The following is a 23,169-nucleotide window of genomic DNA, read 5'->3' on the forward strand; positions in this document are numbered from 1 at the left end:
GGTTGCGCCGGCCCACCGACGCCGGCTGTGGTGCTCTGAATGGATATTGTGTGGACGTCGAGCAGTTCGACTCTACGTCGTAGAGGGGTGCCGACGGGCGCTGGCACCCGAAAACGCCGCGTATCCGCTGGTCAGAGACCTATGCAGTCCGGGGCATACGATGTAGGGCATGAGCGACACGATCCGCGTCAGTCTCGCCCAGATCACCAGTGGCGAACACCCCGCCGAGAACCTCGAACTCATCGACACCCACACCCGTGCTGCCGCGCACGCAGGTTCGGACCTCGTGGTGTTTCCCGAGGCGACGATGCGGTGTTTCGGCGGGCCGATCCGCACGTTCGCGCAGCCTCTCGACGGCGAATGGGCCAACTCGGTGCGCGGCATCGCGTCCGACAACGGCATCACCGTCGTCGCCGGAATGTTCACCCCCGCCGCCGAGGACAAGGTGACGAACACACTGCTCGTCACCGGCCCCGGCATCGACGCGAGCTACGACAAGATCCACCTCTTCGACGCGTTCGGATTTGCCGAATCCGACACCGTCGCATCGGGTTCGGATCCACTCGTGGTGGAGATCGCCGGAGTTCGGGTGGGCTTTGCGACCTGCTACGACATTCGTTTCCCTGCGCTGTTCCAGAAACTCGGCGACCTCGGCGCGGAACTCGTCGTGGTTCCGGCGTCCTGGGGATCGGGCGACGGAAAGATCGATCAGTGGACCCTTCTCGCGCGGGCGCGCGCACTGGATTCGACGACGTTCGTGGCGGCGTGCGATCAGGCCGAACCCGCTGACGCCACCGGAAATGCCCCGCTGGGCGTCGGCCACAGTGTCGTCTGCTCACCCACCGGTGTTATCCTCGGTCAACTCGACGCGACGCCTGGCATGTTGACGATCGACATCCACACCGAGCTGGTCGATGCCGTGCGCACGACATTGCCGGTGCTGAAGAACCGCAGGCACTTCGACGCCTGACGCCGGCCTCACAATTCGCTGGTGACGGCGCCGAGGGTCGCGCAGTACGACGCCACCATGTGTCCGGCCGCCTCCACCGGCTCGGTCGAGCGGACTGTTCGTGCCAACACGAAAGAACCTTCCAGCGCCGCAATCATCGCCAGCGTGCACCGACGCGCGGCCTCGGCGCTCAGCCCGTACGCCTGCACGCTGCGCACACCGTGCTCCGTCCAGGACTCGAAGATCTCGGCAAGCACCCGCCTCAATTCGAGTTCACACGACGCCACCTCACCCGCAACAGTGGACACCGGGCACATGTTGAGCCAACCGGATTCCTTCATGTAGGACGCCGCGGCAGCGAAGACCGACTCGACCGCGTCGGCGAGCGATCGGTGGTCGGCGAGCAGTCCGGTCAGCAATTCCTCGTACGCCTGCCCCATTCGGCGCAGTGAGTAGCCGGCGACATCCCGCTTGCCGCCGACGAAATGGTGGTAGAGCGAGCCGTTCGGTGCCCCTGCCTCCGCGAGGACCCCGGTGATACCGGATGCGGAGTAGCCGCGCACCCGCATCGACTCACCCATAGCCGTGGCAATCCGGTCTTTGGTGTGCATCTTCCCATTATAGAGAGATCCCTCTAGAGTGATCACTCCAGAGCCGATTCACGACGAGGAGTCCGATGGAAACCGAGCGAAGCCAGATAGCTCTACCGGCCGGCACCGTCGAATACCTCGACGAAGGGAACGGCCCGGCAGTGGTCCTGCTCCACGGACTGTTCATGGACGACACCTTGTGGGACGACGTGATGACGCATCTTCCTCGCGGGTTCCGCTACATCCGCCCGATCCTCCCCCTCGGCGCGCACCGAATCCCGATGAAGCCCGACGCCGACCTGTCCATGAAAGGAATGGCGGGGCTGGTTGCCGATTTCCTGGCGGCACTCGACCTCGTCGATGTCACTCTCGTGCACACCGATTGGGGCGGCGCCCTCTTCTTGACCGCCATGGGCCGCGACGATCGAGTCGGCTCCCTGATCGTCCTGCCCTGCGAAGCATTCGACAACTTCCCGCCGGGCATTCCAGGGCGGCTCGCGACGATGGCCGCCCGTGTGCCCGGTGGAATCATGCTTGCCGTCCGGCAACTGCGCATTCGCCGGCTTCGGAACCTACCGTTCGTATTCGGTTGGATGACAGTGCGGCCGATCTCCGATTCGCTGGCACGCCGATGGACACAGTCTGCATTCGAGAGCTCCGACATTCGCCGAGACGTCGCCGAGTATGCCTCCACACGTGTGGACTCGACCGAAACGATCGCGGACACACAAGCTTTGGCCGAGTTCAGCGGTCCGTCGATGGTCCTGTGGTCGGCCCACAACCGAATCATGCCCGCCCAACACGGACGACGCCTGGCGGCACTGCTGCCCGATTGCCGGTACGTGGAACTGGCCGACACCGCAGTGCTCGTCACCCTCGACCGTCCCGACGCCGTCGCGCACGAAATCGGCATCTTCCTACGAGAGGTGGCCGAGATGCGGTGATCGAGCACGCACCCAGCACACGTCAGAGGCGACGGCGGCCGGTATCGGTTGCCGCAGCCTTCCAGAACTCCTCGACCACATCGGCCAATTGTTCGGGCTGTTCCAACGCCGGTATCACTCGCGCACCACGAACCCTCGCCTCGCGCGCATCGGCCATCGTGGCCACAACGGCGCGCGCCTCCTCCGGCGTCCACTCGCCTCGGTCGTCGGTGGTGACGAACAGCGTCGGGCACGTCAAAGCCCGTGCAGCCCAATTCAAGTCCGTCCGATTCAGAATCGCCGTCTCGATGGCCGATATCGTCGCTCGTCGACCCGCCCGCCCGATCGCATCGCGCAGCAACTGCACGGCCTCGCGGTCGTGAGCTCGGGTGTGATCGGTGAAGATCGTTTCCTCGATGGCCGATCGCACCGGGCCACGAGGGCCGAAGAGGCGGTACAGCGGAAGCAGCATTCGGACCTTACGACGCACTGCCGCATCGATGGGGTGCGTCGGCGCGCTGATTGCCACCAGGGTCGAGATCAGATCCGGCCGTCGAGCAGCGACGTCCATTCCGACGTGGCCGCCCCAGGCGTTTCCGAGCCAGTCGACGGTGTCGTATCCCCATTGTCGCTGCATGTCTTCGAGTAGGTCGACGGCAGCATCGGCGCACGCCGAGATATCGGTGGCTTCGCGCAGCGGGTCGCTCGAACCACAGGATGGGGCGTCGACCAGATGCAGGGTCCGAGTGGCGGTCAGCATCGGCAGGACGCGATCCCAGCTGGAGGAATCGACGAACATGCTGTGCCACAACACAACCGGTGGTCCGGTGCCCGTCACCCGAACATGCAACCGACCGAGACGCGTGGGAATGTCGCATTCGTTCATAATTGACATTACACAGCGTAATCTCAATTTTGTCTAGACTGCATTCATGGCCAGGACATACTCGTCGGACCTGCGTACCGAGCGTGCGCGACTCAATCGCGCAGCCGTGATCCACGCTGCGCACACGATGTTTCTGAGCCGCGGTTGGGTTGCGACCACTATGGCGGACGTTGCGTCGACGGCGGGACTGACCCGGCAGACCGTCTACCAACAGTTCGACGGAAAGCTCGCACTGTTGGACGGCTGCATCGACAGAGCGCTCTCGGACGGTGCGGACTCCCCCGTCCGAGAGATGCCGGACTACGAGAAGATGGGCACCGGAACCTTCGAGGAACGACTCGCCGCGGGCGCGGCCTGGCTGCGCGGGGCACACGAGCGGTCCGCGGCGATCCAACACGTCCTCGACGAGGCCGCAGTGGTGGATTCCGTTGCCGCGCAGCGACTCGCCGATCGAGAGCGGACTCGCTGGGACGAGAACCGTTGGGCAGCAGGACTCATCCTCGGGAGCCCACCACCCGACACCGTCGTGGACGCCATGTGGTTGCTCACCGCTCGTTCGGTGTGGCTCAGATTGACCCGTGAGCGCGGATGGACCGCCGAGCAATGGGAGCGGTGGTTCATCACGCACGCTCGGACGGAACTGCAGCCGCGAACTCGAAGTTAGGGACGGATCCGAGCCGAAAACCGTCCACAACTTCGAGTTCGCCGGGACACCAGGCCCCGTCACGCACCGAGGTCGCAGTTATGTAGCAAAAAATGGCCGTATCGCCTGCGTAACTGCGAACTCGGCACTCGGCACTCGGCACAGACGACAACGCCGCCGACTCCTGATGGGAGTCGGCGGCGTTGTGTAGAGCAGAGGCTAGCGGGAGCTGACGTCCTGGTAGTCGCGCTCGGTGTAGCCGGTGTAGATCTGGCGCGGACGGCCGATCTTGCCGGTAGTGTCCTCGTTCTGCTCGCGCCAGTGCGCGATCCAGCCCGGGAGGCGACCCATCGCGAAGAGCACCGTGAACATGCGCGGCGGGAAGCCCATCGCGCGGTAGATCAGGCCGGTGTAGAAGTCGACGTTGGGGTACAGCTTGCGCTCGACGAAGTAATCGTCGGTGAGCGCAGTTTCCTCGAGCTTGAGGGCGATCTCGAGGAGTTCGTCGCCGTTGCCCAGCTTGCCGAGGATCGTGTGTGCGGTTTCCTTGACCAGCGTCGCGCGCGGGTCGAAGTTCTTGTACACACGGTGTCCGAAGCCCATGAGCTTGACGCCGTCTTCTTTGTTCTTGACGCGGCGCAGGAACTCCGAGGCGTCGCCGCCCTCTGCCTTGATCTTGTCCAGCATCTCCAGCACTGCCTGGTTGGCACCGCCGTGCAGCGGGCCCCACAGCGCGTTGATGCCGCCGGAGATCGAGGTGAACAGGTTGGCCTGCGAGGATCCGACGAGCCGCACCGTCGAGGTGGAGCAGTTCTGCTCGTGGTCGGCATGGAGGATGAGCAGCATGTCGAGTGCCTTGACGATCTCGGGATCGACCTCGTAGGGCTCGGCCGGGAAGCCGAACGTGAGGCGCAGGAAGTTCTCGACCAGGCTCTTCGAGTTGTCCGGGTACAGGAACGGCTGACCGACGGACTTCTTGTAGGCGTACGCCGCGATGGTCGGCAGCTTGGCCAGCAAACGGATGGTCGACAGTTCGACCTGTGCCGGATCGTTGGGATCCAGCGAATCCTGGTAGTACGCCGACAGCGCATTGACGGCGCTCGAGAGCACCGGCATCGGGTGCGCGTTGCGCGGGAAGCCGTCGAAGAACCGCTTGAGGTCCTCGTGCAGCAGCGTGTGTCGACGGATCTTGTCGGTGAACGTCTCGAGCTGATCCGCGGACGGCAGCTCTCCGTAGATCAGCAGGTAGCTGACCTCGATGAACGACGACTTGCCCGCGAGCTGTTCGATCGGGTACCCGCGGTAGCGCAGGATGCCTGCGTCACCGTCGATGTAGGTGATGGCCGACTTGGTCGATGCGGTGTTGACGAACCCGCCGTCCAATGTCGTGTAGCCGGTGGTGGCCAGCAACTTTCCCAGCTCGATGCCGTTGTTGCCTTCGGTGGCCTCGGCAATCGACATGGAGTATTCGCCACCGGGGTATGTGAGGGTGGCTTTGGCGTCATTCTCAGCGGGCACGAATGGTCCCTCTCGAACTCGTGTAACGGGCACGTACTTAAAACGGACAGTTCTAACGTCGATAGTGAAACTAGCCTCTCGACGCCTCGGACGCCCAGGGAGGGTCGGCACCGGGTCGTGAAACCGTGATCGCCGCTGCCTTCGCAGCGAACTCGAGCGCGTGTTGCCAATCTTGCTCGGTCATCTCTTTCACCGCGTTCGATGTGATAATGCTCTCCTTCTCCAGGAAGCTGAGCAGTGCCCCGTGCACGGTGTCACCAGCGCCGATCGTATCGACGACGTCGACGGCGACACCTGGCACCGAGACCTCGCCGTCCGCTGTGAACACCGAGATTCCGTTGCCACCGCGGGTCATGACCACCGCGGTGACCCCTGCCGCGAGCCAGTCGTCGACGGTGGTTCCCTGCGTTCCGAGCCCCAACCAGTACGAGTCGTCCTCGGACACCTTGAGAATGTCGATGCTGGGCAACCACGAACGGAATCGGTCGCGAAACCCGTCGGCGGTGATGTCTCCGCTCGTGCTGTCGATGGCGGCAGGCCGAATGTTGGGATCGAGCATCGTCAGCTTGCCCGCAGCCCGCGCCCGGTGCAGCAGGCCCGCGTACATCGACGCCCCGGGCTCGTAGAGCAGAGACAACGTGCCGAACGAGAGCACGCTGATCTCGTTCGGCAATTCACCGGGATCGGCCACCAGGCGGTCGGCCGTGCCGTCGGCGTAGAAGGAGTACTCGGCGCTGCCGTCCTCGGCGAGCGTGGTCATCGCCAACGTCGTCGGCTCGTCACCGCGCTGCACCCACGTGACGTCCACTCCCGCGTCGCGCAGACTCGCCAGGATCTGCTCACCGAACGGATCGCGAGAGATTCGCGACAGATACGCGACGGGCGAGCCCAGCCGGCCGATCGCCACGGCGACGTTGAACGGTCCACCGCCCAGTTTCGGCGAGAGCAGCGGCCCCTCGTGTACCGGAACCAGATCGACCAACGCCTCACCGCACACCAGAATCGTCACTTCTCGTACCTCATTCCCCAGGTGCCGGACCAGGTTTGCCCCGTGTCGAGCACGATCAGATCGATGTCGGAATTCAGCGCATCGGGCGGACACGTCATCGGCTCGATCGCCAAGGCACGCCCCCGATCGGGATACGCCTGATCGTTGGCCGGATCGGCGGTGAACACCTGAACCCAACCGAAACTGCTGTCGGTCCACAACACTGTCGCGGTGCCGTCGGGTCCACGCAGAACATGCCTGGCACGGCCGTCGGCCTCGGGCAGCGACGCACTGAACGGGGTGTCCAGCTGCACGCCCTCCAGTGTGCGCGGCTCGCGAAAGTCGTACTCGGTATCGGCCGTCGGCACCGAATTGCCCACGGGCAGATTGCGAACCGGGTCGAGCGGCAACCGCGTTCCGGCCGACAGCTCGAGCGTGCACTCGTCGAGCGGCACGTCGCCCACCCGAACGAACGTGTGAAATCCCATCCCGTACGGCGCAGCCGAGTCACCGGTGTTCTTCGCCGACGCGGTCACCGTCAGACCGTCGGCCGACAACTCGTGCGCCACGGTCACCGTCACCGAGAACGGCCAGCCCTGATGCGTTCCGACCTCCACACTCTGCTCGACGCGAGAGTCGGTGTGCTCGTTCAGCGTCCACCCGACCCGCCGGACGAATCCGTGACTGGCGTTGTTCCGGGCCGGCTCGGTGATCTCCAACCGATGCTCGACGCCTTCGAACGTGAACGTGCCGTCGGCAGTTCGATTGGGCCACGGGGCCAACACCAGTCCCGCCGACAGCGGCGGTTTCGAGCCCGCCTCCCATGTTTCGGTCAGCGGTGCGCCGTCGTACTCCAGTACCCGAAGGCCCGCTCCGACGGCAGCGATCTCTGCCCGATACTTACCGCTCGTCAACGAGTAGGTCTGCGCGTGCGCCATGGGAGTCATTCTCTACCACCTTCTCTGCCGATGACTGCTCCGACTCGGTAGCGGATGAACGCCGGAAGTGCCAACGCGGCGATCGAGACGCCGATGACCACCAGCACCCCGCCACCCGCTGCGGCGGCGGCAGTGCCGACGGACGCGGCCGCTGCGCCGTGCAGCACGTCACCGACTCGAGGTCCTCCGGCGACCACGACGATGAAGACCCCCTGCAGGCGGCCACGCATCTCGTCGGTGGCGACCTGCTGCAGCATCGTGCCGCGGAATGCTGCCGAGATCATGTCGGCTCCGCCGCCGAGGGCCAGGAACGCCAGCGCGAACCACAGCGCGACGGCGGTGGCCCCGTCGGTGGCCATACCGACGGCAACCCCGAATCCGATCATCGCCACGCCCCACACGACGATGCAGATCAGTACCGCCAGGCCTTGCCTGCGCACCCGCAGCAGCCAACCGGAGAACACGCCGCCCACCACGGCGCCCGCGGACATCGCCGCGAACAGCATGCCCAGCACCGGCCCGCCCGATGCCGGATCACCGAAGCTCTCGTGCGCGATCTGTGGGAACAGCGCCCGTGGCATGCCGAACACCATGGCGATGATATCGACGACGAACGAGGCCAGCAGTACCTTCTGCGTGGCGAGGTACGCGAAACCGTCGAACACAGAACGTAATCCGGCACGCTGACCCGACTTCGCCGGCGGAATTCCCGGCAACCGGATCACGGCCCACAGCGTGGCGAACAGGGCGATGGTGTCGATCAGATAGAGGGTCTCGAGCCCGATGTAATAGATCAGGATGCCTGCGCTGAGCGGTCCGGCGATGGCACCGAAGTTCATCACCGTCATGTTCAGGGAGTTCGCGGCCGGCAATTGCTCGGCAGGCAGGATTCGCGGGAGAATCGCGCTGCGAGTGGGCTGATTCACCGCGAAGAAGGCCTGCTGAATCGCCAACAGCACCAGGATGATCCACACGTTGTTCAGCTCGAGGAAGGCCTGCAGCCAGAACAGCGCCGACGTTCCGATCAAGCCGCACGTGGTGATCATCAGCAGGGTGCGGCGGTCCATCACATCGGCGAGCGCCCCGCCCCACAGGCCGAACACGATCAGTGGCACCAGCGCGAAGACACCGGTCAGACCCACGTAGGCCGAGCTGAGGGTGATCTGGAAAACCTGTTGCGGCACAGCGACGATGGACAACTGCGCACCGATGACGGTGACGATGTTCGCAAGCCACAACCGCTGGTAGGCCGGAGTCTTCAGCGGCGTCGTATCGGCAAGAATGCCGCGCAATCCGCTCACGGCTGCAGACGCTCGATCACACCGCTTGCCACCGTCAGGCGAATTCGGTTGTGCAGACGACTCGTTCGGCCCTGCCAGAACTCGACTGTCTCCGGCTCGACGCGGAAGCCACCCCAGTTCGGCGGCACCGGCACCTCGATTCCGTCGAACGTCGCGGTCACCTCGGCCAAGCGCGCAGCCAGATCCTCCCGCGAGCCGATGGGTCGCGACTGATCCGACGCCCACGCCCCCAACCGAGAGCCGCGAGGACGTGTGCGCCAATACGATTCGGTGGTCTCGGCGTCGACCTTGACGACCGGGCCGCGAACGGTGAGCTGGCGAGCGATTCCGATCCACGGGAAGGTGACGGACGCGTACGGCGTCGCGGTGAGCGCACGGCCCTTGTCAGAGTCGTAGTTGGTGTAGAACACCACACCATCGGCGTCGAGGCCCTTGCACAACACGGTGCGCGTGGCCGGTCTCCCCGCCTCGTCGACCGTCCCCAACACCAGGGCATTCGGCTCGGGCAGATCCGCCGCAATCGCGTCGGACAGCCACTGCTGCGCGAGCGGCAGCCAGCCGCCTGCCACCGCGTCGACATCGAGGTCTTCGGGCTCTCCGTAATCCACCCGCATGGTCGCCAAGTGTTGTTCGTCTGCAGACACAAGCCCAGACGCTACCCGCGTGTACAACCCGCTATGGTTCTGACAAGTACGCCCGGATGCGGCGCAGTGCCGGGCGCAATCGCGACGAGGGAGTCCACAGGCCATGGCTGTTCAACACGTTCCCGAGGATTTCGTATCCGGTCTCGAAGGTGTCGTCGCGTTCACCTCCGACATCGCCGAGCCCGACAAGGACGGCGGCGCACTGCGCTACCGGGGCGTCGACATCGAAGAACTCGTTTCACAGAATGTCACCTTCGGCGATGTCTGGGCCCTGCTCGTCGACGGCAAATTCGGCCACGGACTGCCGCCCGCAGAGCCCTTCCCTCTGCCCATCCACACCGGCGACGTTCGCGTCGACGTCCAAGCAGGCCTGGCGATGCTGGCCCCCATCTGGGGCTACCGGCCACTGCTCGACATCGACGACACCACCGCTCGCGACAACCTCGCCCGCGCCTCGGTGATGGCGCTGTCGTACGTCGCGCAGTCCGCCCGCGGTATCTACCAACCCGCCGTCCCGCAGACCCGCATCGACCAGGCCGCCACTGTCACCGAACGGTTCATGGTTCGCTGGAAAGGCGAACCCGACCCCGCCCACGTCGCCGCCATCGACGCCTACTGGGTCTCCGCCGCCGAGCACGGCATGAACGCCTCGACATTCACCGCCCGCGTCATCGCCTCCACCGGAGCAGACGTCGCTGCCAGCCTCTCCGGTGCCATCGGCGCGATGTCGGGTCCCCTGCACGGCGGCGCGCCGGCCCGCGTCCTGCCCATGATCGAAGAGGTCGAGCGGACCGGTGACGCACGCGCCCTGATCACCGGCATCCTCGACCGCAAGGAAAAGCTCATGGGCTTCGGACACCGCGTCTACCGCGCCGAAGATCCCCGCGCCCGCGTGCTGCGCGCAACCGCGAAGAGACTGAACGCGCCGCGTTACGAGGTTGCTGCCGCACTCGAGCAGGCTGCCCTGACCGAACTGCGCGAACGTCGCCCCGACCGGGCCATCGAGACCAACGTCGAGTTCTGGGCCGCGGTGATCCTCGACTTCGCCGAGGTTCCCGCCCACATGATGCCTGCGATGTTCACCTGTGGACGCACCGCAGGCTGGTGCGCGCACATCCTGGAACAGAAACGACTGGGCAAACTCGTCCGACCTGCTGCCCTCTACACCGGCCCCGAACCGCGGACCCCGGAGTCCGTCGAAGGCTGGGATCTGATCCGGTAGCGCACGGCGGCGTCGGCGGCGTCGTGGCACCCGACTACCCTGTGGGTGCCATATTCCATCGACGCTAGGACGCGCTACTCCATGGCCGATTTGCCGATCATTCCCGCCGATCTCCTTCCCGCCGACGGACGCTTCGGTTGCGGCCCGTCCAAGGTTCGCCCCGAGCAGCTGCAATCCCTGGTCGACGTCGGTGCATCGGTGTTCGGCACCAGCCACCGGCAGAAGCCCGTCAAGGACGTCGTCGGGCGCGTACGCAGTGGCCTGAAGGATCTGTTCTCGCTCCCCGAGGGCTACGAGGTCGTGCTCGGCAACGGCGGCACCACCGCATTCTGGGACGCTGCTGCATTCGGCCTGATTCGCGAGAAGTCACTGCACCTGACCAACGGCGAGTTCAGCTCCAAGTTCGCCTCGGTGGCCAAGAACAACCCGTTCATCGGTGATCCGATCGTCGTCAAGGCCGAGCCCGGCAGCGCGCCCGAGCCCACCTCCGACCCGTCCGTCGACCTCATCGGCTGGGCGCACAACGAGACGTCGACGGGCGTGGCCATCCCGGTCAGCCGTCCGGCCGGCTCCGAGAACGCCCTCATCGCAATCGACGCCACCTCGGGTGCAGGCGGTCTGCCGGTGAACGTCGCCGACTCGGACGTCTACTACTTCGCTCCGCAGAAGTGCTTCGCCGCCGACGGTGGCCTGTGGGTGGCGCTGATGAGCCCGGCCGCACTCGAGCGCGTCAGCGAGATCGCTGCCACGGATCGTTGGGTCCCGGACTTCCTGTCGCTGCCGATCGCCGTCGACAACAGCAGCAAGAACCAGACGTACAACACCCCCGCCGTGGCGACGCTGCTGCTGTTCGCCGATCAGATCGAGTGGCTCAACTCGCAGGGTGGCCTCGATTGGGCCACCAAGCGGACCGCCGATTCGTCCTCACGCCTGTACGACTGGGCCGAGAAGAGCGAATTCGCAACGCCGTTCGTGACGAACCCGGATCACCGCAGCCAGGTCGTCGGAACCATCGACTTCGACGAGAAGGTCGACGCGGCCCAGGTTGCGAAGATCCTGCGCGCCAACGGCGTCGTCGACACCGAGCCGTACCGCAAGCTCGGCCGCAACCAGTTGCGAGTCGGTATGTTCCCCGCCATCGAGCCGGACGACATCACCGCACTGACCAAGAGCATCGACTGGGTCGTCTCCACCCTGAGCTGATTCCCAGCAAGCTCGCAGCTATGGCGCTCCCTTCGAGGCCTACACTTGCATTGAAGTACGCAAGCGTAACGACCTCGGAGGGAGCGCTCGTATGTGCAGGCTCCTGAGATTCGCGCTGCGGATCCGCGTGACGCTGGTGTATTGCGCCCTCGCGGCGGCAGGCACGGTAGCGCTCGGCCAGATCGGCGCACGCGATCGCTGGCACGTACTGCACGCGGCGAGCACCAATCTGCACAATCTCACCGACGGCCATCTCGCCACGCTCGTCACGAGCGTCTTTCTCACCGAAGGTCGGGTGAACTGGTTGTGGTTGGCGGCGGTCGCACTCTTGTTCGCTGTCGCCGAATGGATGTCGGGTTGGCGACGCTTTCTCCTGACCTCGAGCGCCGGCCATGTCGGTGCCACGGCACTCGTTGCCGTCGGCCTGCTCATCGGCATCCACAACGACTGGCTCGCCGACTCATTGGCGATGGCCGTCGACGTGGGAGTCAGCTACGCAGCGGCCGCCGTGGCCGGGTCGATGATTCGATTTCTGACGATGCCGTGGCGTGCGGGTTGGGCCGCGGTGTGGATCGGCTTCGTCGCCGTCAGCGGCGTATCGGACCCGTCGTTCACCGCCGTCGGACACGCCATCGCCCTGACCATCGGCCTCGGGCTGGGCGCGCTCTACCTTCGCAGAGACGCATCGGCGTTGTCTCACACAGTAATTGACGCAACATCGACCGAATGGGTGCAGCCGAGCCCGCAGCTGTCTACTCTCTGATGGAGAAACGATCGCCGGCGGAAGCGATGCGTGTCGAACACCCGCCGAATACGGCAGGTGAACTAGGCTCGAACTCGACGGTATCGCGAGCCGGCGCGATGAGGAGGTCAAGGTGCGAGACTTACGTGTGGTGGGTCTCGAGACCGACGGAAAGTTCGTCGTGTGCGCAGATCCCAAGACCGGCGACAGATTCCGGCTTCCAGCCGACGACAAGCTCCGCGCGGCCTCACGCGGTGACATCGCTCGACTAGGACAGATTGAGATCGAAATGGACAGCTTGCTTCGGCCGAAGGAAATCCAGGCTCGTATCCGCAGCGGAGCAACCATCGAACAGGTTGCCGCCGACTCCGGGATGGCCATCAGTCGCGTCGAGGTGTTCGCTCACCCCGTGCTGCTCGAGCGTTCTCAGGCTGCGTCGATGGCTCAGGCCGGTCACCCCCTCCGGCACGACGGCCCGGCCGTGCAGACCCTGCTCGAGATCGTCACGCTCGCCTTCCGCGCCCGCGGCCACAACCTCGACGACGCGGCGTGGGACGCCTGGCGCGACGAGGACAACAAGTGGGTCGCGCAGCTGAAGTGGCAGGCGGGCCGCACCACCAACAAGGCGCACTGGCAGTTCCTGCCCGACGGGCACGGCGGCACCATCGCTCCCCTCGACGACACCGCACACGAATTGATCGATCCCGACTTCGGACGCCAGCTGCGCGGCCTGGCCCCGGTGCGCGCACTCGAGTCTGCCGAGGACTACGACGACGAAGCGTCGCAGCAGAGCTTCGACGAGTACTACGGCACCACCGCAGACAGCGAAATGACCCCCGAGACCATCGAGGTCGAGGTGGACGACGCACCGGCTCCAGAGCCCGAACAGCCGCGCGAACCGGCCGCCAGGGACCCCAGGCCGGCACCCAAGCCTGCCGCCGGTCACACCAGCGGCAAGGACAAGCGCGGCAAGCCGGCCATGCCGTCGTGGGAGGACGTCCTGCTGGGCGTTCGTAGTAGCGGTCACAACTGAGCTCGAACGTGACAGATGTGCCGCGCGGTGACGAACCACCGACGCTCACACCGTAGGCTTCCCAGGAGGTAACGGAGAGAGAGGTGCCGGTAGTGGGGGCCAAAGCATCAACGATCTGGTACGTGGACGCGCCCGATCCCGTTTCTGTACTCCGAGAGGCCACCACCTCGGACTGGAATGCTGCGACCGCTCTCGTCGGACGTCTCTACCCCCACCTGACGGCAGTACCCCTCGGACAGGGCCCGATATCGACCTCGGCAGGCGTGAACGACGATCACGTCTTCATCGGTTGCTACCCCGGCGTCACCGTCGTCTGCGGATCCAATCTCTCGGTGCCCACGCCGTCGACGCTGCCCGAATCCTTCACTCGCCCTCTGGCATCGGAGCACACCTACCTCGTTGCCTCGGATCCGGAGCACGCATGGGGCGCGTTCGCGTACTGGGAGCGCGGTGAATTTCGCCGATCCTTCAGCGCCACTCCGGTGTACATCTACGAGGACACGGGCCTGCCACTGGTGTGGGAGCGGTCGTTCTGGGCCGGCGAGCATCCGCTGGTCTATCCCCCCGGAGTGATGCCGGATCCGCAGTCGTTGCCGTTCCACCCGCAGGAATTCGCCGAGGCCGCCAACGCCGAATGGCTCGGATTTCGCTACACGGGCGCACCGCACGCGGACGAGCTGGATCCGAACACCATTCCGGTCTGCGGCTTCACAATGTACGTTCCGGGTCAGGAGCCACCGCCCCCGAACCAGCAGAATCGAAGCTCGAACGGTGGTGGCGCTCGAGAACCGATGCCCGACGCCACCGCCGAGCAGGCACCACGACCGAAGAAGCGTTGGTTCTCGCGTAAGTAGAGCCGTGCCCGCTCCACAGGGGCACAGGGTGGGCGCCGTTGCACGCAACAACCGCTTGTCTACGGGTTTCCGCCGATTGTCGCCGGTAGTGCGCAACCCTGCCCGTACCGGGTGCCCGGCGAACTACACCAGGGCACAGCCTCAGCCCTCTGCCCTCAGCCGACACCGATCTCAGAACGCCAGCGCTGCCAGTGCTACGAAGCTCAGTACGGCACCGACACCCGCGCCGTACACGGCCCAGCGCCACACCGGAATCACAAGCCACCGCATGACCGTCGGTGCCGCACCGGCGACGACCACCGTGTTCAGCCCCAGGGCGAGCAAGCCGCTGATCCGGGCAAGCTCCAGACCGAACGCCGTCAGCGCCACACTCACCAGTGCCGCCGAGATCACGGCGATGGGTATCCCGGTCCATCGGACGCTCGGGTCGTGGTCGTTCACGTCAAACGCACGCGTTCGTAGAACCCCATGGCCGCAGCCGTCGCCACATTGAGTGAATCGGTGCCGGGAGCCATCGGAATGCGCGCGCGAATGTCCGTGGCGCGCATGGCGTGTTCGGTCAGACCAGGCCCCTCTGCGCCCAGCAACAACGCGACCTTGTCCCCCGTCATCGCCGACGCCAGAGACACTGCCTCGGGATTAGGCGTCAACGAAATCAGTTGAAAGCCATGTGCCCGAACACGATCGAGGCCGCGAGGCCACTCGGGCACTTTCGCGAACGGCACCCGCAGCACATGCCCCATGGACACCCGCACCGAGCGTCGATAGAGCGGATCGGCACACGCGGCACCGAACAGCACTGCGTCCACCCCGAGGCCCGCCGCATTACGGAACATCGACCCGAGATTCTCGTGATCGTTGACGCCCTCGAGAATCGCGACCGTTCTCGCGTCCGCCAGCACCTCGTCGAGATCGAGCGCGGGAGGCCTGTTCGCCGCCGCCAACACCCCGCGGTTGAGGTGGAAGCCGACGACCTCCGCCATCACCTCCGCCGACGTCCGATAGAACGGAACATCCGAATCGGCCAGATCGTCACGCAAGGCGTCGAGCCGTCGATCCACGCCGAGCAGACTGATCATCGGAAAGCGCGAGGTCAGCAGTCGCTGAGCAACCAACACCCCCTCAGCGATCACCAACCCTTTGCCCTCGGGCAGGTCCGGTCGCCGATCGGAGGAGTTCAAGTCGCGGAAATCGTCCAGTCGGGGGTCCGATGGGTCGTCGATATCGATTACATGCACCACGTGCTCATCTTGTCACCTGGCAGTTTTCGGCACTCTGTCGACGAAGCCCCGTGTGAGTGTGGGAAAATCGTGAGCGATGACTACCGACGAATCGATCACCATCCGCACCGCCACCGACGACGACTGGAATGCTGTCGCACTGCTCGACGCCCATGCATTCGGCGAACACCAGAACGCCGAGGACCTCGCCGAGACGCAGATCCTGACCCAGTCCGAGCACGTCTACCTGGCGTGGGACGGCGAGACCCCGGTGGGTGTGGCCATGCACTTCCCGATGTCGGTCACCGTTCCCGGTGGTGCGCAGGTCGAGGCATCGGGAGTTTCCTGGGTGTCGGTTGCCCCGACTCATCGTCGACGCGGCATCCTACGGTCGATGTTCACGCAGCAGCACCGCGCCCTGCACGATGCAGGCGCTCCGCTCTCCCTGCTCACGGCCAGCGAAGCGACGATCTACGGACGCTTCGGATACGGGCCGGTGACCGAGGAGATCAGCGTCTCGATCGACCGACGCTTCGCGCAGTTCCGCAAGGACGCTCCCCCGGCGACCGGTGTGCGCCTCATCGAATCGGCCGAGGCCGCCGAACTGCTCCCCGACATCTACCACCGGTGGCAGCAGCAGACCGCAGGCGCGCAGCCCAAACCTCCGATCCGCTGGGAGAGGTTCTTCGCCGATCGCGAGAACCGACGCGAGGGGCTGACGGCTCTGTTCTTCATCGTCCATGCCGACGGGTACGTCGCCTACCGGCGTGGCCGGAACCCGAGCCGAGTGGTGGTGCAGGAATTCATCGCGGTGACCGACGACGCCTACGCCGCGCTGTGGCAGATCCTCGTCGGCGTCGACCTGGTCGACACCATCGAGGTACAGCAGTCACGCGACGAAGCCCTGCCGTTCCTGCTCACCAACAACCGGCTGCCGAAGGTGACCGGACACCACGACGCCTTGTGGGGCCGCATCATGCATGTCGAGGCAGCGCTCGAGGCACGCACGTACGCCCTCGACACCTCACTGATCATCGCCGTGCGAGACCCCTTCCTCGATGCGGGCGGCACCTATTCGCTGACCGTCACCGACGGACGAGCCACCTGCACCCGGGTGGAATCCGAACCGGACATCGAACTCGACATCGACGTGCTCGCGAGCATCTACTTCGGCACCCACCGGGCTCGTTTGTTCGCCGCGGCCAACCGCCTCACCGCACGCAACGACGCGTCGCTGCACGCACTCGATCTGACCTTCGGTACAGAGCGCCCGGCCGTCATGGGTTGGGGCTTCTAGCGCGACGGCTGCGCCAAGCCGTGAGTGAAGGCGAAGTGCACGGCCTGCGCCCGATCACGCAACTGCGCCTTGGCGAACAGATGGTTGATGTGAGTCTTGACCGTCGCCTCGCTGACGAACATCTGCTGAGCGATCTCTCGGTTCGACAGGCCGGCGGCGACAGCGCGCAACACTTCCACCTCACGTGGCGTCAAACCGGCCGGAATCTCCAGCGTCCGTGGCTTTTCGACGGCACGCAGCAACCTGGCTTGCACCTCCGGGTTCAGCACGGCCTGCCCGGCCGCTGCCGCCCGTAACGCCGCCGCGATCTCGAGTCGTCCGGCATCCTTGGTGAGATAGCCGCGAGCCCCGGCTCCGAGAGCGTCGAGGATGGATCGCTCGTCGGAGAACGTCGTCAACACCACCACGGGCAGATCGGGGAAGCGGCCCTTCAGGATTCGCGTCGCCTCGATCCCGTCGGTGCCCGGCATCCGTAGATCCATGAGCACCACATCGAGGTGATCGTCCTTCATTGCGGTGGTCACTTCTGCAACGGCGCTCTGCCCGTCGGCGGCGGTGGCGACGACGGTGATGTCCTCGATCAGGTCCAACATCGTGGCCAGCGCCTCGCGTACCGACGCCTGATCGTCGGCGATCACCATGCGAATGCTCATGCTCTAGAATCCATCTCTCGTTCAGTGGGGTTGTTGCAGAGGAACTTCGGCGCGCACGGTCCAACCCCGGCCGTCCGGACCGGCCGTGACCGACCCACCGACGAGCGCTGCGCGCTCGCGCATACCGACCAAACCCATTCCGGTGCTCTCGACCGGTTCGGGCGCCGACGAGGCCGGACCGTTGGTTATCGAGAGTTCGACCGATTCGGCACCGAACCGAAGCACCACGTCGACAGCAGCTCCGGGAGCATGATGGCGAGCGTTGGTCATTGCCTCCTGGGCGCAGCGAACCAGGAATTGCGCTTGCGGAGTATCGAGTTCTCGAACCGTGCCGTGCGTTTCGAAGCTCGCCTCGTCTCCCACCAGAGCGTGCAGCGTCGAGACGAGTGGCAGTGCGTCCTGACGGAGAGTCTGCACGGCCCGACGTGTTTCCGTAAGTCCTTCTCGAACGAGACTCTGCGCCTTGCCTACTGCAGCTCGGGCATCGTCGGGACGACCGGCATCGAGCAACGCATCGGCAACCTCGAGTTGCATGTTCACACCCGAGAGCGAATGCGCGAGGACGTCGTGGATGTCTCTGGCGATACGGGCCCGCTCGGCAAGGGCGTGTTCGCGAAGTTCGGCGTCGGTGGCGCGACGCGCATTACGCAGTGCGTCCAACCGACTGCGCCGCGAATATCCGATCAGTACCGGCCAACCAGCGAACAGCCCTGCAGCCCATGGCCATCCGTCGACGCCGTTGCGCTCGGCGATCCACAGCGCGGTTGCGCACGCCACGCTGAGCGAGATCGCGAACGGGAACGAGATCGACGGTTTGAATCGCCACCCTGCATGTCCCGCAACCAGAAAGGGGAACATGGTTGCCACAGTGGAGCCCCCGAGCGGGAGGATTGCCGCACACGCGAACAGGGCGACACCTGCTCCGGCCATGGACAGGCGCGGGCCGATGAACCGCCGCGGAAGTGCCGATGCCGACAACACGACACTGTTGATCACCAGCAGGACGAGCAGAAGCGCATTGTGCAGGTCCGACGTTGCGAACGCTCCCACGATCACGATGGCCGCGACATACGGCCGGCTCGACAGCCTGAGGCTGTCGAGCTTGGGCAACCGTACGTCGGAGTTGGGTGCCGATGTCACCGAATCTTCGACCCTCCGCCGCGAACCCGATTGTGCATGTCGGCCAGCGTAGGCGAGATCGTGTGGTGACCGGACTTGTCGGCGCGCCAGACGATGGTGGCGTCGGAGTGCATGGCGCGGTAGAGAACGGCGATCGACTCGGCGAGGAATCCGATGCCCACGGCGAGCATGGTGGCCTGACCGGCGGCGGATGCAGCCGAGGGATCGATGGCGTTCTCCACCGGAATCAGCAGGATACGGACAGCAATGGCGGCGATCCACAGCCCGATCGACGCAACCGAGTACCGCATCCAGGCCATTCCGTCCCGCTCGGTGATTGCGACGGTGTATCCGCGAATCACTCCGAGGACGATTCCGACAACGCACCCGAGGAGAAGAAAGGCAATCGCCATGGGCGAGAGGTCCGTCGAGCTCAGCGATGCCAACCCGATGAACGCGAGGAGTGCGGGCAGCATCAGCATGCGCCGGGCTTCCATGAGTTGGCCGACCATGCGCCGCACCAGCAGGTATCCGACCAGAAGAATTACGAGAGCAATCATTGCGAGGTTCATGGCAGCAACGCTACGAAGATCGCGATGGTGACGAATCGACCCACGGGTGGAGATCGGGTGGAGAAGGCAGGAGTGCACAACATGACTTTTGTCATGGGTGATCGGTGACGGTGTCACTTCAGGTCATGATGCGCTGCACTGTTTTCGGTGGTTCCGACGCAGCAGGATCGTAGTCATGAAGCAACCAGACGAAGGAAACCTGTTCACCGATCTGATGGAGCTCGGGCCGGCTCCGACGTTGGCACGCGAGATCGTCGTCATCGTCATCAGCATTGCCATTGTCGCCGTGCTGTTCGCGGTTGTCGGCCCGTCGCTTCCCGCGTTCGCCGCACTCGGCGTCATCGTCGCCTTCATGGGCGTGCGATTCGTAATCGGACTCCGCCACTGGGAGAAGCGCTCATGACCATCATCGAAGTCGACGGAATGACGCGCCGCTACGGTTCGGGCAAGAACGCCTTCGAGGCCGTCAAAGCCCTCGATCTGAAGGTTGCCGAGGGTGAGCTGTTCGGATTGCTGGGCACCAACGGAGCGGGCAAGACGTCCACTCTCGAAGTGATTCAGGGGCTTTCGCGACCGAGCCAGGGCACGGTGCGAATCCTCGGTATGGATCCGGTGTCCGATCGACGCAAGGTTCGACCCTCTCTGGGCATCATGCTGCAGAAGGGCGGCTTGCCTCAGGACCTGACCACCGCCGAGAGTCTGCGGATGTGGGCTGGCACCTGCAGCAACCCACTGCCTGCCGCAGAAGTGCTCGAACGCGTCGATCTGGCCGACCGCGCCGAGACCCGGGTGAAGTTCCTCTCGGGCGGCGAGCAGCGCAGGCTCGATCTCGCGTGTGCCATCATCAGCCGTCCGCGAGTTCTCTTCCTGGACGAACCGACCACCGGCCTCGATCCCGAAAGTCGCCGCAACACATGGCGTTTGATCCAGGAGCTGAAGAACTCCGGGGTCACGATCATGCTGACGACGCACTACCTGGACGAGGCCGAGTCACTGTGCGATCGATTGGCGATCATGCACCGCGGCAGGGTCGTTCGTAGCGGAACGGTGGACGAGGTGGTCGCCGACCACCCCGCGAAGATCGAGCTGAAGGCTCCTGGCACTGCGCTTCCGACGCTGCCCGGCACCTCGATGGACGTCTCGGGAGACACCGTCTCGATCGAGACGTCCTCGGTTCAGGAGACGTTGACGGACCTGCTGCTGTGGGCTCGCACCAATGGCGTCACCCTGCACGGACTCGACGCCCGGGCAGCATCGCTGGAGAGCGTATTTCTCTCCATTGCAGACCAATTCGACAATCCAGATCTGAACAACAAGAAGGTGATGAGCGCATGAGCACGATGACCGCCCTGTCGCGAGCAGAGTTCACACTGCTCGGACGCAACCGAGTACTGCTGTTCAACGCGGTCGTCATGCCGTTGATCTTCCCCATCGCGTTGCTGATCGTCGGCAGCCGGGGCGACGAAGGGCTGAAAGACGCAGGCGTCGCCAGTGCGTTGGAGATCTTCGCACTGTTCCTGCTGGTGTTCATGGTCTACTACAACATGCTCTCGGTCTACGCCACGCGTCGAGACGAGTTGGTACTCAAACGACTTCGCACCGGGGAGAGTTCGGACCTTCAGATCCTGCTCGGGCCCGCAATCCCGTCGCTGATCCTCACCGTTGTTCTCGGCGTGATCGTCGGAGCGGTAGTCGTGGCGTTCGGCGGACCCGTTCCCACCAACGTCCTGCTCGTCGCCGTCGCACTCATGGGTGGTGCTGCACTCTTCGCCGCCCTGGCTCTGATCACGTCGGCGTTCACCCGCAACGCAGAGGCAGCGCAGATCACCAGCTTGCCGGTGATCCTGGTCGCGATGGCCGGCTCCTCACTGCTCCGCGACGCCCTTCCGGAATCGTTCAGCAGGGTCGTCGAGCTGACCCCGATGGCCGCGGTGACGGACCTGCTGAACCTGGGTTGGTTCGGCACCACCACTCCTGGCGACGCGTCCATCGGATTCGCTGCCACCTTCGCCGAGGCCGGAATGCCGCTGGTGGTGATGCTCGCTTGGATCGTCGGCAGCCTCCTGATTGCCCGCACGCACTTCCGTTGGGAACCGCGATCCTAGATCGCACCGCCGTCGACCGTCTGCAAGGCTGGAGACCATGAAGTTGTACGAGTACCTCAATCCACTGCACGGCTGGAACGACAGCAGTGCGGTGGAGAAGGTGCGCGTCTACACCCGCCAGTCGTTCCTGCTGATTGCCGTCGGTGTCGCCGTCGCCGCGATGATGACATCACTGCCGTACGACGACTACGTGACAATGGCCGCGGTGGCGGTGTGCGCCGCAGCCGCTTTCGCGATCGTGCAGCGCACTCCCGCTCTCGGTGGTGAGTCGACGGCAAGCCCTCGGGTCCCGCTGGTGATCTTGGCCGTCGCTGCGGTCGTACTCGTTGTCGGCGGAGAAACGAACAACATGCTCTGGGTCGCCCTACTCGTCACGATCGCGGTGGGGGCCCTGATTCCGCTGCGGTGGTGCCTGGTGGCCGCGGTGGCGGCGGCCGGCCTTGCCGCCGCATTCGGATCCCCGGCGCTCGAAGTCGTCGTGCTCGGCCTGTTCATCGGGTTCATGGCCTTCACCGTTCAACTGTCGGCGTGGCTGCTACGCATCGTCACCGAACTCGACGCCACTCGCGACGCCGCCGCTGCGCTCTCGGTCGCCGAGGAGCGCCTGCGGTTCTCCCGAGATCTGCACGACGTCGTCGGCCGCGCACTCTCGGCCATAGCCGTCAAGAGCGAACTCGCCGCCGCACTCGCGCGGAGGGGCGACGATCGTGCGGCGGACCAGATGGACGAGGTTCGCCAACTCGCCCAGGAATCGATGACCGACGCCCGGAAGTTGGTGCGCGGGTATCGATCGGTCGATGTGGCCTCGGAACTCGACGGCGCTCGATCGCTGTTGTCCGCGGCAGGCATCTCCACCGAGCTGGTCGGCGAAACAGCCGACCTGACCGAGCGCGCGGCCGAGGCCGCCGCCTGGGTGGTACGTGAGGGTGTGACGAACATTCTGCGCCACTCCACGGCCACCTACTGCCGGATCGAATTGACTGCCGACAGCATTCGCTTGACCAACGATCACCCGAGCGCACCGACCGGCCGCGACGGCACAGGCCTGAGCGGACTACGGGAACGGTTGGTTGCCGTAGGAGGCACCCTGATTACGGACAGGACCACCGAGGAATTCGTACTCGCGGCCGGGTTACCGATCGAAAATACAAGGGCGGCATCATGATCCGTGTTCTACTGGCCGACGACGAGAATCTCATTCGTACCGCGCTGGCGACCATGCTGGATCTGGAGGACGACATCGAGATCGTCGGTCAGGCCGACTCCGGCGAAAAGGCGTTGACGGTGGCCGCCGCACTCACACCCGATGTGGCAGTGCTGGATCTGCAGATGGGCGGGATGGACGGCATCGAGACAGCTCAGAAGATCGCCGAGTCGCTGCCCGCCTGCGCGTCGATCATCGTCACCAGCCACGGCCGACCTGGCTACCTCAAGAAGGCGCTCGAAGCAGGTGTCCGTGGATTCCTGCCCAAGACCACCTCGGCTGCCACCCTGGCCGAGGTGGTGCGCACCGTGCACGGCGGCGGGCGCTACGTCGACCCGACACTGGCCGCCGAGGCCATCGGAGCCGGGGACTCACCCCTCACCCCACGCGAGGCCGATGTGCTCGAGTTCGCCGCCGACGGTGCGTCGATCGCGGAGATCGCACGGCGAGCACACCTTTCGCCAGGAACCACGCGCAACTACCTGTCCGCGGCGGCCGCGAAACTCGGTGCGGCCAACCGACACGAGGCCTGCGCACTCGCTCGACGCCACGGCTGGATCTGACC

26 protein-coding genes are annotated in these 23,169 nt (G+C 65.1%); 14 read left to right on the forward strand and 12 right to left on the reverse strand.

The genetic code is table 11. The annotated features are described in order from the left end of the window. Positions 1–169: 169 nt before the first annotated feature. Complete coding sequence (locus ACNEOT_RS16920; protein ID WP_415975396.1) at positions 170–970, forward strand: carbon-nitrogen hydrolase family protein; 801 nt, start codon at positions 170–172, stop codon at positions 968–970. An 8-nt stretch (positions 971–978) separates the two neighbouring features. Here ACNEOT_RS16920 and ACNEOT_RS16925 read toward each other — a convergent pair whose 3' ends face one another. Further along, a complete protein-coding gene (locus ACNEOT_RS16925) occupies positions 979–1,560 on the reverse strand; it encodes a TetR/AcrR family transcriptional regulator (RefSeq protein WP_415975398.1) in 582 nt (193 codons plus the stop codon). A gap of 65 nt (positions 1,561–1,625) precedes the next feature. On the opposite strand from ACNEOT_RS16925, the gene ACNEOT_RS16930 reads away from it, so the two are divergent. Continuing rightward, positions 1,626–2,483 carry an alpha/beta fold hydrolase gene (locus tag ACNEOT_RS16930; protein ID WP_415975399.1) on the forward strand — a complete coding sequence of 286 codons (858 nt, stop codon included), beginning with the start codon at positions 1,626–1,628 and terminating at the stop codon, positions 2,481–2,483. A 22-nt stretch (positions 2,484–2,505) separates the two neighbouring features. On the opposite strand, the gene ACNEOT_RS16935 is transcribed toward ACNEOT_RS16930, so the two are convergent. After that, entirely contained in the window at positions 2,506–3,348 is an 843-nt protein-coding gene (locus ACNEOT_RS16935) for an alpha/beta fold hydrolase (RefSeq protein WP_415975401.1), read from the reverse strand. Between the two features lie 46 nt (positions 3,349–3,394). Between ACNEOT_RS16935 and ACNEOT_RS16940 the strand changes: the two genes are divergently transcribed. Beyond that, positions 3,395–4,012, forward strand: coding sequence for a TetR/AcrR family transcriptional regulator (locus tag ACNEOT_RS16940; protein WP_415975403.1), 618 nt, complete (start codon positions 3,395–3,397; stop codon positions 4,010–4,012). Between the two features lie 198 nt (positions 4,013–4,210). Here the strand turns inward: ACNEOT_RS16940 and ACNEOT_RS16945 are convergent, their stop codons facing one another. From ACNEOT_RS16945 to pdxH, 5 genes are all read right to left on the reverse strand, one after another. Continuing rightward, positions 4,211–5,509 carry a citrate synthase gene (locus ACNEOT_RS16945; RefSeq protein WP_415975404.1) on the reverse strand — a complete coding sequence of 433 codons (1,299 nt, stop codon included), beginning with the start codon at positions 5,507–5,509 and terminating at the stop codon, positions 4,211–4,213. Between the two features lie 70 nt (positions 5,510–5,579). Further along, complete coding sequence (locus ACNEOT_RS16950; protein ID WP_415975406.1) at positions 5,580–6,518, reverse strand: carbohydrate kinase family protein; 939 nt, start codon at positions 6,516–6,518, stop codon at positions 5,580–5,582. Beyond that, positions 6,515–7,435: an aldose 1-epimerase family protein gene (locus tag ACNEOT_RS16955; protein WP_415976332.1), complete on the reverse strand. Its 921-nt coding sequence runs from the start codon at positions 7,433–7,435 to the stop codon at positions 6,515–6,517. The genes ACNEOT_RS16950 and ACNEOT_RS16955 overlap by 4 nt, the downstream gene beginning before the upstream one ends. Before the next feature lie 5 nt (positions 7,436–7,440). Beyond that, positions 7,441–8,736 carry an MFS transporter gene (locus ACNEOT_RS16960; RefSeq protein WP_415975408.1) on the reverse strand — a complete coding sequence of 432 codons (1,296 nt, stop codon included), beginning with the start codon at positions 8,734–8,736 and terminating at the stop codon, positions 7,441–7,443. After that, on the reverse strand, positions 8,733–9,350 hold the full coding sequence (pdxH, locus tag ACNEOT_RS16965; protein WP_415976334.1) for a pyridoxamine 5'-phosphate oxidase: 618 nt from the start codon (positions 9,348–9,350) through the stop codon (positions 8,733–8,735). The genes ACNEOT_RS16960 and pdxH overlap by 4 nt, the downstream gene beginning before the upstream one ends. Positions 9,351–9,483: 133 nt before the next feature. Here pdxH and ACNEOT_RS16970 point away from each other — a divergent pair, with 133 nt between their 5' ends. The 5 genes from ACNEOT_RS16970 (at position 9,484) to ACNEOT_RS16990 (ending at position 14,434) form a co-directional block, all read left to right on the forward strand. Then, positions 9,484–10,602, forward strand: coding sequence for a citrate synthase 2 (locus tag ACNEOT_RS16970; RefSeq protein ID WP_415975410.1), 1,119 nt, complete (start codon positions 9,484–9,486; stop codon positions 10,600–10,602). 81 nt (positions 10,603–10,683) lie between these two features. Further along, a complete protein-coding gene (gene serC, locus ACNEOT_RS16975) occupies positions 10,684–11,805 on the forward strand; it encodes a phosphoserine transaminase (protein WP_415975412.1) in 1,122 nt (373 codons plus the stop codon). A gap of 91 nt (positions 11,806–11,896) precedes the next feature. Beyond that, positions 11,897–12,568 carry a rhomboid-like protein gene (locus ACNEOT_RS16980; protein WP_415975413.1) on the forward strand — a complete coding sequence of 224 codons (672 nt, stop codon included), beginning with the start codon at positions 11,897–11,899 and terminating at the stop codon, positions 12,566–12,568. A 112-nt stretch (positions 12,569–12,680) separates the two neighbouring features. Then, complete coding sequence (gene sepH, locus ACNEOT_RS16985; RefSeq protein WP_415975415.1) at positions 12,681–13,580, forward strand: septation protein SepH; 900 nt, start codon at positions 12,681–12,683, stop codon at positions 13,578–13,580. A gap of 83 nt (positions 13,581–13,663) precedes the next feature. Then, positions 13,664–14,434, forward strand: a complete 771-nt coding sequence (locus ACNEOT_RS16990) for a DUF6928 family protein (protein ID WP_415975417.1) — start codon at positions 13,664–13,666, stop codon at positions 14,432–14,434. Positions 14,435–14,605: 171 nt separating this feature from the next. Here the strand turns inward: ACNEOT_RS16990 and ACNEOT_RS16995 are convergent, their stop codons facing one another. Further along, the gene (locus ACNEOT_RS16995; RefSeq protein ID WP_415975419.1) at positions 14,606–14,875 is read right to left on the reverse strand and encodes a DUF2537 domain-containing protein; all 270 of its coding nucleotides are present in this window, start codon (positions 14,873–14,875) and stop codon (positions 14,606–14,608) included. Further along, entirely contained in the window at positions 14,872–15,675 is an 804-nt protein-coding gene (locus ACNEOT_RS17000; RefSeq protein ID WP_415975420.1) for a TrmH family RNA methyltransferase, read from the reverse strand. Before ACNEOT_RS17000 ends, ACNEOT_RS16995 begins: the two co-directional genes overlap by 4 nt. Positions 15,676–15,751: 76 nt before the next feature. Between ACNEOT_RS17000 and ACNEOT_RS17005 the strand changes: the two genes are divergently transcribed. After that, complete coding sequence (locus ACNEOT_RS17005; protein ID WP_415975421.1) at positions 15,752–16,951, forward strand: GNAT family N-acetyltransferase; 1,200 nt, start codon at positions 15,752–15,754, stop codon at positions 16,949–16,951. On the opposite strand, the gene ACNEOT_RS17010 is transcribed toward ACNEOT_RS17005, so the two are convergent. The 3 genes from ACNEOT_RS17010 to ACNEOT_RS17020 are packed head-to-tail and all read right to left on the reverse strand — an operon-like array spanning position 16,948 to position 19,295. Further along, on the reverse strand, positions 16,948–17,604 hold the full coding sequence (locus ACNEOT_RS17010; RefSeq protein WP_415975423.1) for a response regulator: 657 nt from the start codon (positions 17,602–17,604) through the stop codon (positions 16,948–16,950). The two genes, ACNEOT_RS17005 and ACNEOT_RS17010, sit on opposite strands and share 4 nt — an antisense overlap. A gap of 21 nt (positions 17,605–17,625) precedes the next feature. After that, positions 17,626–18,744: a sensor histidine kinase gene (locus tag ACNEOT_RS17015; protein WP_415975424.1), complete on the reverse strand. Its 1,119-nt coding sequence runs from the start codon at positions 18,742–18,744 to the stop codon at positions 17,626–17,628. Then, positions 18,741–19,295, reverse strand: a complete 555-nt coding sequence (locus tag ACNEOT_RS17020) for a hypothetical protein (RefSeq protein WP_415975425.1) — start codon at positions 19,293–19,295, stop codon at positions 18,741–18,743. The genes ACNEOT_RS17015 and ACNEOT_RS17020 overlap by 4 nt, the downstream gene beginning before the upstream one ends. Before the next feature lie 175 nt (positions 19,296–19,470). On the opposite strand from ACNEOT_RS17020, the gene ACNEOT_RS17025 reads away from it, so the two are divergent. From ACNEOT_RS17025 to ACNEOT_RS17045, 5 genes are read left to right on the forward strand one after another with little or no spacing between them, the layout of a single operon-like run. After that, positions 19,471–19,698: a hypothetical protein gene (locus ACNEOT_RS17025; RefSeq protein ID WP_415975426.1), complete on the forward strand. Its 228-nt coding sequence runs from the start codon at positions 19,471–19,473 to the stop codon at positions 19,696–19,698. After that, positions 19,695–20,630, forward strand: a complete 936-nt coding sequence (locus ACNEOT_RS17030; RefSeq protein WP_415975428.1) for an ABC transporter ATP-binding protein — start codon at positions 19,695–19,697, stop codon at positions 20,628–20,630. Before ACNEOT_RS17025 ends, ACNEOT_RS17030 begins: the two co-directional genes overlap by 4 nt. Next, positions 20,627–21,400: an ABC transporter permease gene (locus ACNEOT_RS17035; RefSeq protein WP_415975429.1), complete on the forward strand. Its 774-nt coding sequence runs from the start codon at positions 20,627–20,629 to the stop codon at positions 21,398–21,400. Before ACNEOT_RS17030 ends, ACNEOT_RS17035 begins: the two co-directional genes overlap by 4 nt. 37 nt (positions 21,401–21,437) lie before the next feature. Next, positions 21,438–22,565 (forward strand): sensor histidine kinase, encoded by a 1,128-nt coding sequence (locus ACNEOT_RS17040; protein WP_415975430.1) that lies wholly within the window; start codon positions 21,438–21,440, stop codon positions 22,563–22,565. After that, complete coding sequence (locus ACNEOT_RS17045; RefSeq protein ID WP_415975431.1) at positions 22,562–23,167, forward strand: response regulator; 606 nt, start codon at positions 22,562–22,564, stop codon at positions 23,165–23,167. The genes ACNEOT_RS17040 and ACNEOT_RS17045 overlap by 4 nt, the downstream gene beginning before the upstream one ends. Positions 23,168–23,169 lie beyond the last annotated feature (2 nt).

It is taken from the genome of Rhodococcus sp. 077-4, assembly GCF_047782425.1.
Taxonomy (GTDB): domain Bacteria; phylum Actinomycetota; class Actinomycetes; order Mycobacteriales; family Mycobacteriaceae; genus Rhodococcoides.

Coding starts and splice junctions, on each gene's coding strand:
- ACNEOT_RS16920 (WP_415975396.1), top strand. CDS start 170: ATGAGCGACACGATCCGCGTCAGTCTCGCCCAGATCACCAGTGGCGAA.
- ACNEOT_RS16925 (WP_415975398.1), bottom strand. CDS start 1,560: ATGCACACCAAAGACCGGATTGCCACGGCTATGGGTGAGTCGATGCGG.
- ACNEOT_RS16930 (WP_415975399.1), top strand. CDS start 1,626: ATGGAAACCGAGCGAAGCCAGATAGCTCTACCGGCCGGCACCGTCGAA.
- ACNEOT_RS16935 (WP_415975401.1), bottom strand. CDS start 3,348: ATGAACGAATGCGACATTCCCACGCGTCTCGGTCGGTTGCATGTTCGG.
- ACNEOT_RS16940 (WP_415975403.1), top strand. CDS start 3,395: ATGGCCAGGACATACTCGTCGGACCTGCGTACCGAGCGTGCGCGACTC.
- ACNEOT_RS16955 (WP_415976332.1), bottom strand. CDS start 7,435: ATGGCGCACGCGCAGACCTACTCGTTGACGAGCGGTAAGTATCGGGCA.
- pdxH (WP_415976334.1), bottom strand. CDS start 9,350: ATGCGGGTGGATTACGGAGAGCCCGAAGACCTCGATGTCGACGCGGTG.
- ACNEOT_RS16970 (WP_415975410.1), top strand. CDS start 9,484: ATGGCTGTTCAACACGTTCCCGAGGATTTCGTATCCGGTCTCGAAGGT.
- serC (WP_415975412.1), top strand. CDS start 10,684: ATGGCCGATTTGCCGATCATTCCCGCCGATCTCCTTCCCGCCGACGGA.
- ACNEOT_RS16980 (WP_415975413.1), top strand. CDS start 11,897: ATGTGCAGGCTCCTGAGATTCGCGCTGCGGATCCGCGTGACGCTGGTG.
- ACNEOT_RS17005 (WP_415975421.1), top strand. CDS start 15,752: ATGACTACCGACGAATCGATCACCATCCGCACCGCCACCGACGACGAC.
- ACNEOT_RS17010 (WP_415975423.1), bottom strand. CDS start 17,604: ATGAGCATTCGCATGGTGATCGCCGACGATCAGGCGTCGGTACGCGAG.
- ACNEOT_RS17020 (WP_415975425.1), bottom strand. CDS start 19,295: ATGAACCTCGCAATGATTGCTCTCGTAATTCTTCTGGTCGGATACCTG.
- ACNEOT_RS17025 (WP_415975426.1), top strand. CDS start 19,471: ATGAAGCAACCAGACGAAGGAAACCTGTTCACCGATCTGATGGAGCTC.
- ACNEOT_RS17030 (WP_415975428.1), top strand. CDS start 19,695: ATGACCATCATCGAAGTCGACGGAATGACGCGCCGCTACGGTTCGGGC.
- ACNEOT_RS17035 (WP_415975429.1), top strand. CDS start 20,627: ATGAGCACGATGACCGCCCTGTCGCGAGCAGAGTTCACACTGCTCGGA.
- ACNEOT_RS17040 (WP_415975430.1), top strand. CDS start 21,438: ATGAAGTTGTACGAGTACCTCAATCCACTGCACGGCTGGAACGACAGC.
- ACNEOT_RS17045 (WP_415975431.1), top strand. CDS start 22,562: ATGATCCGTGTTCTACTGGCCGACGACGAGAATCTCATTCGTACCGCG.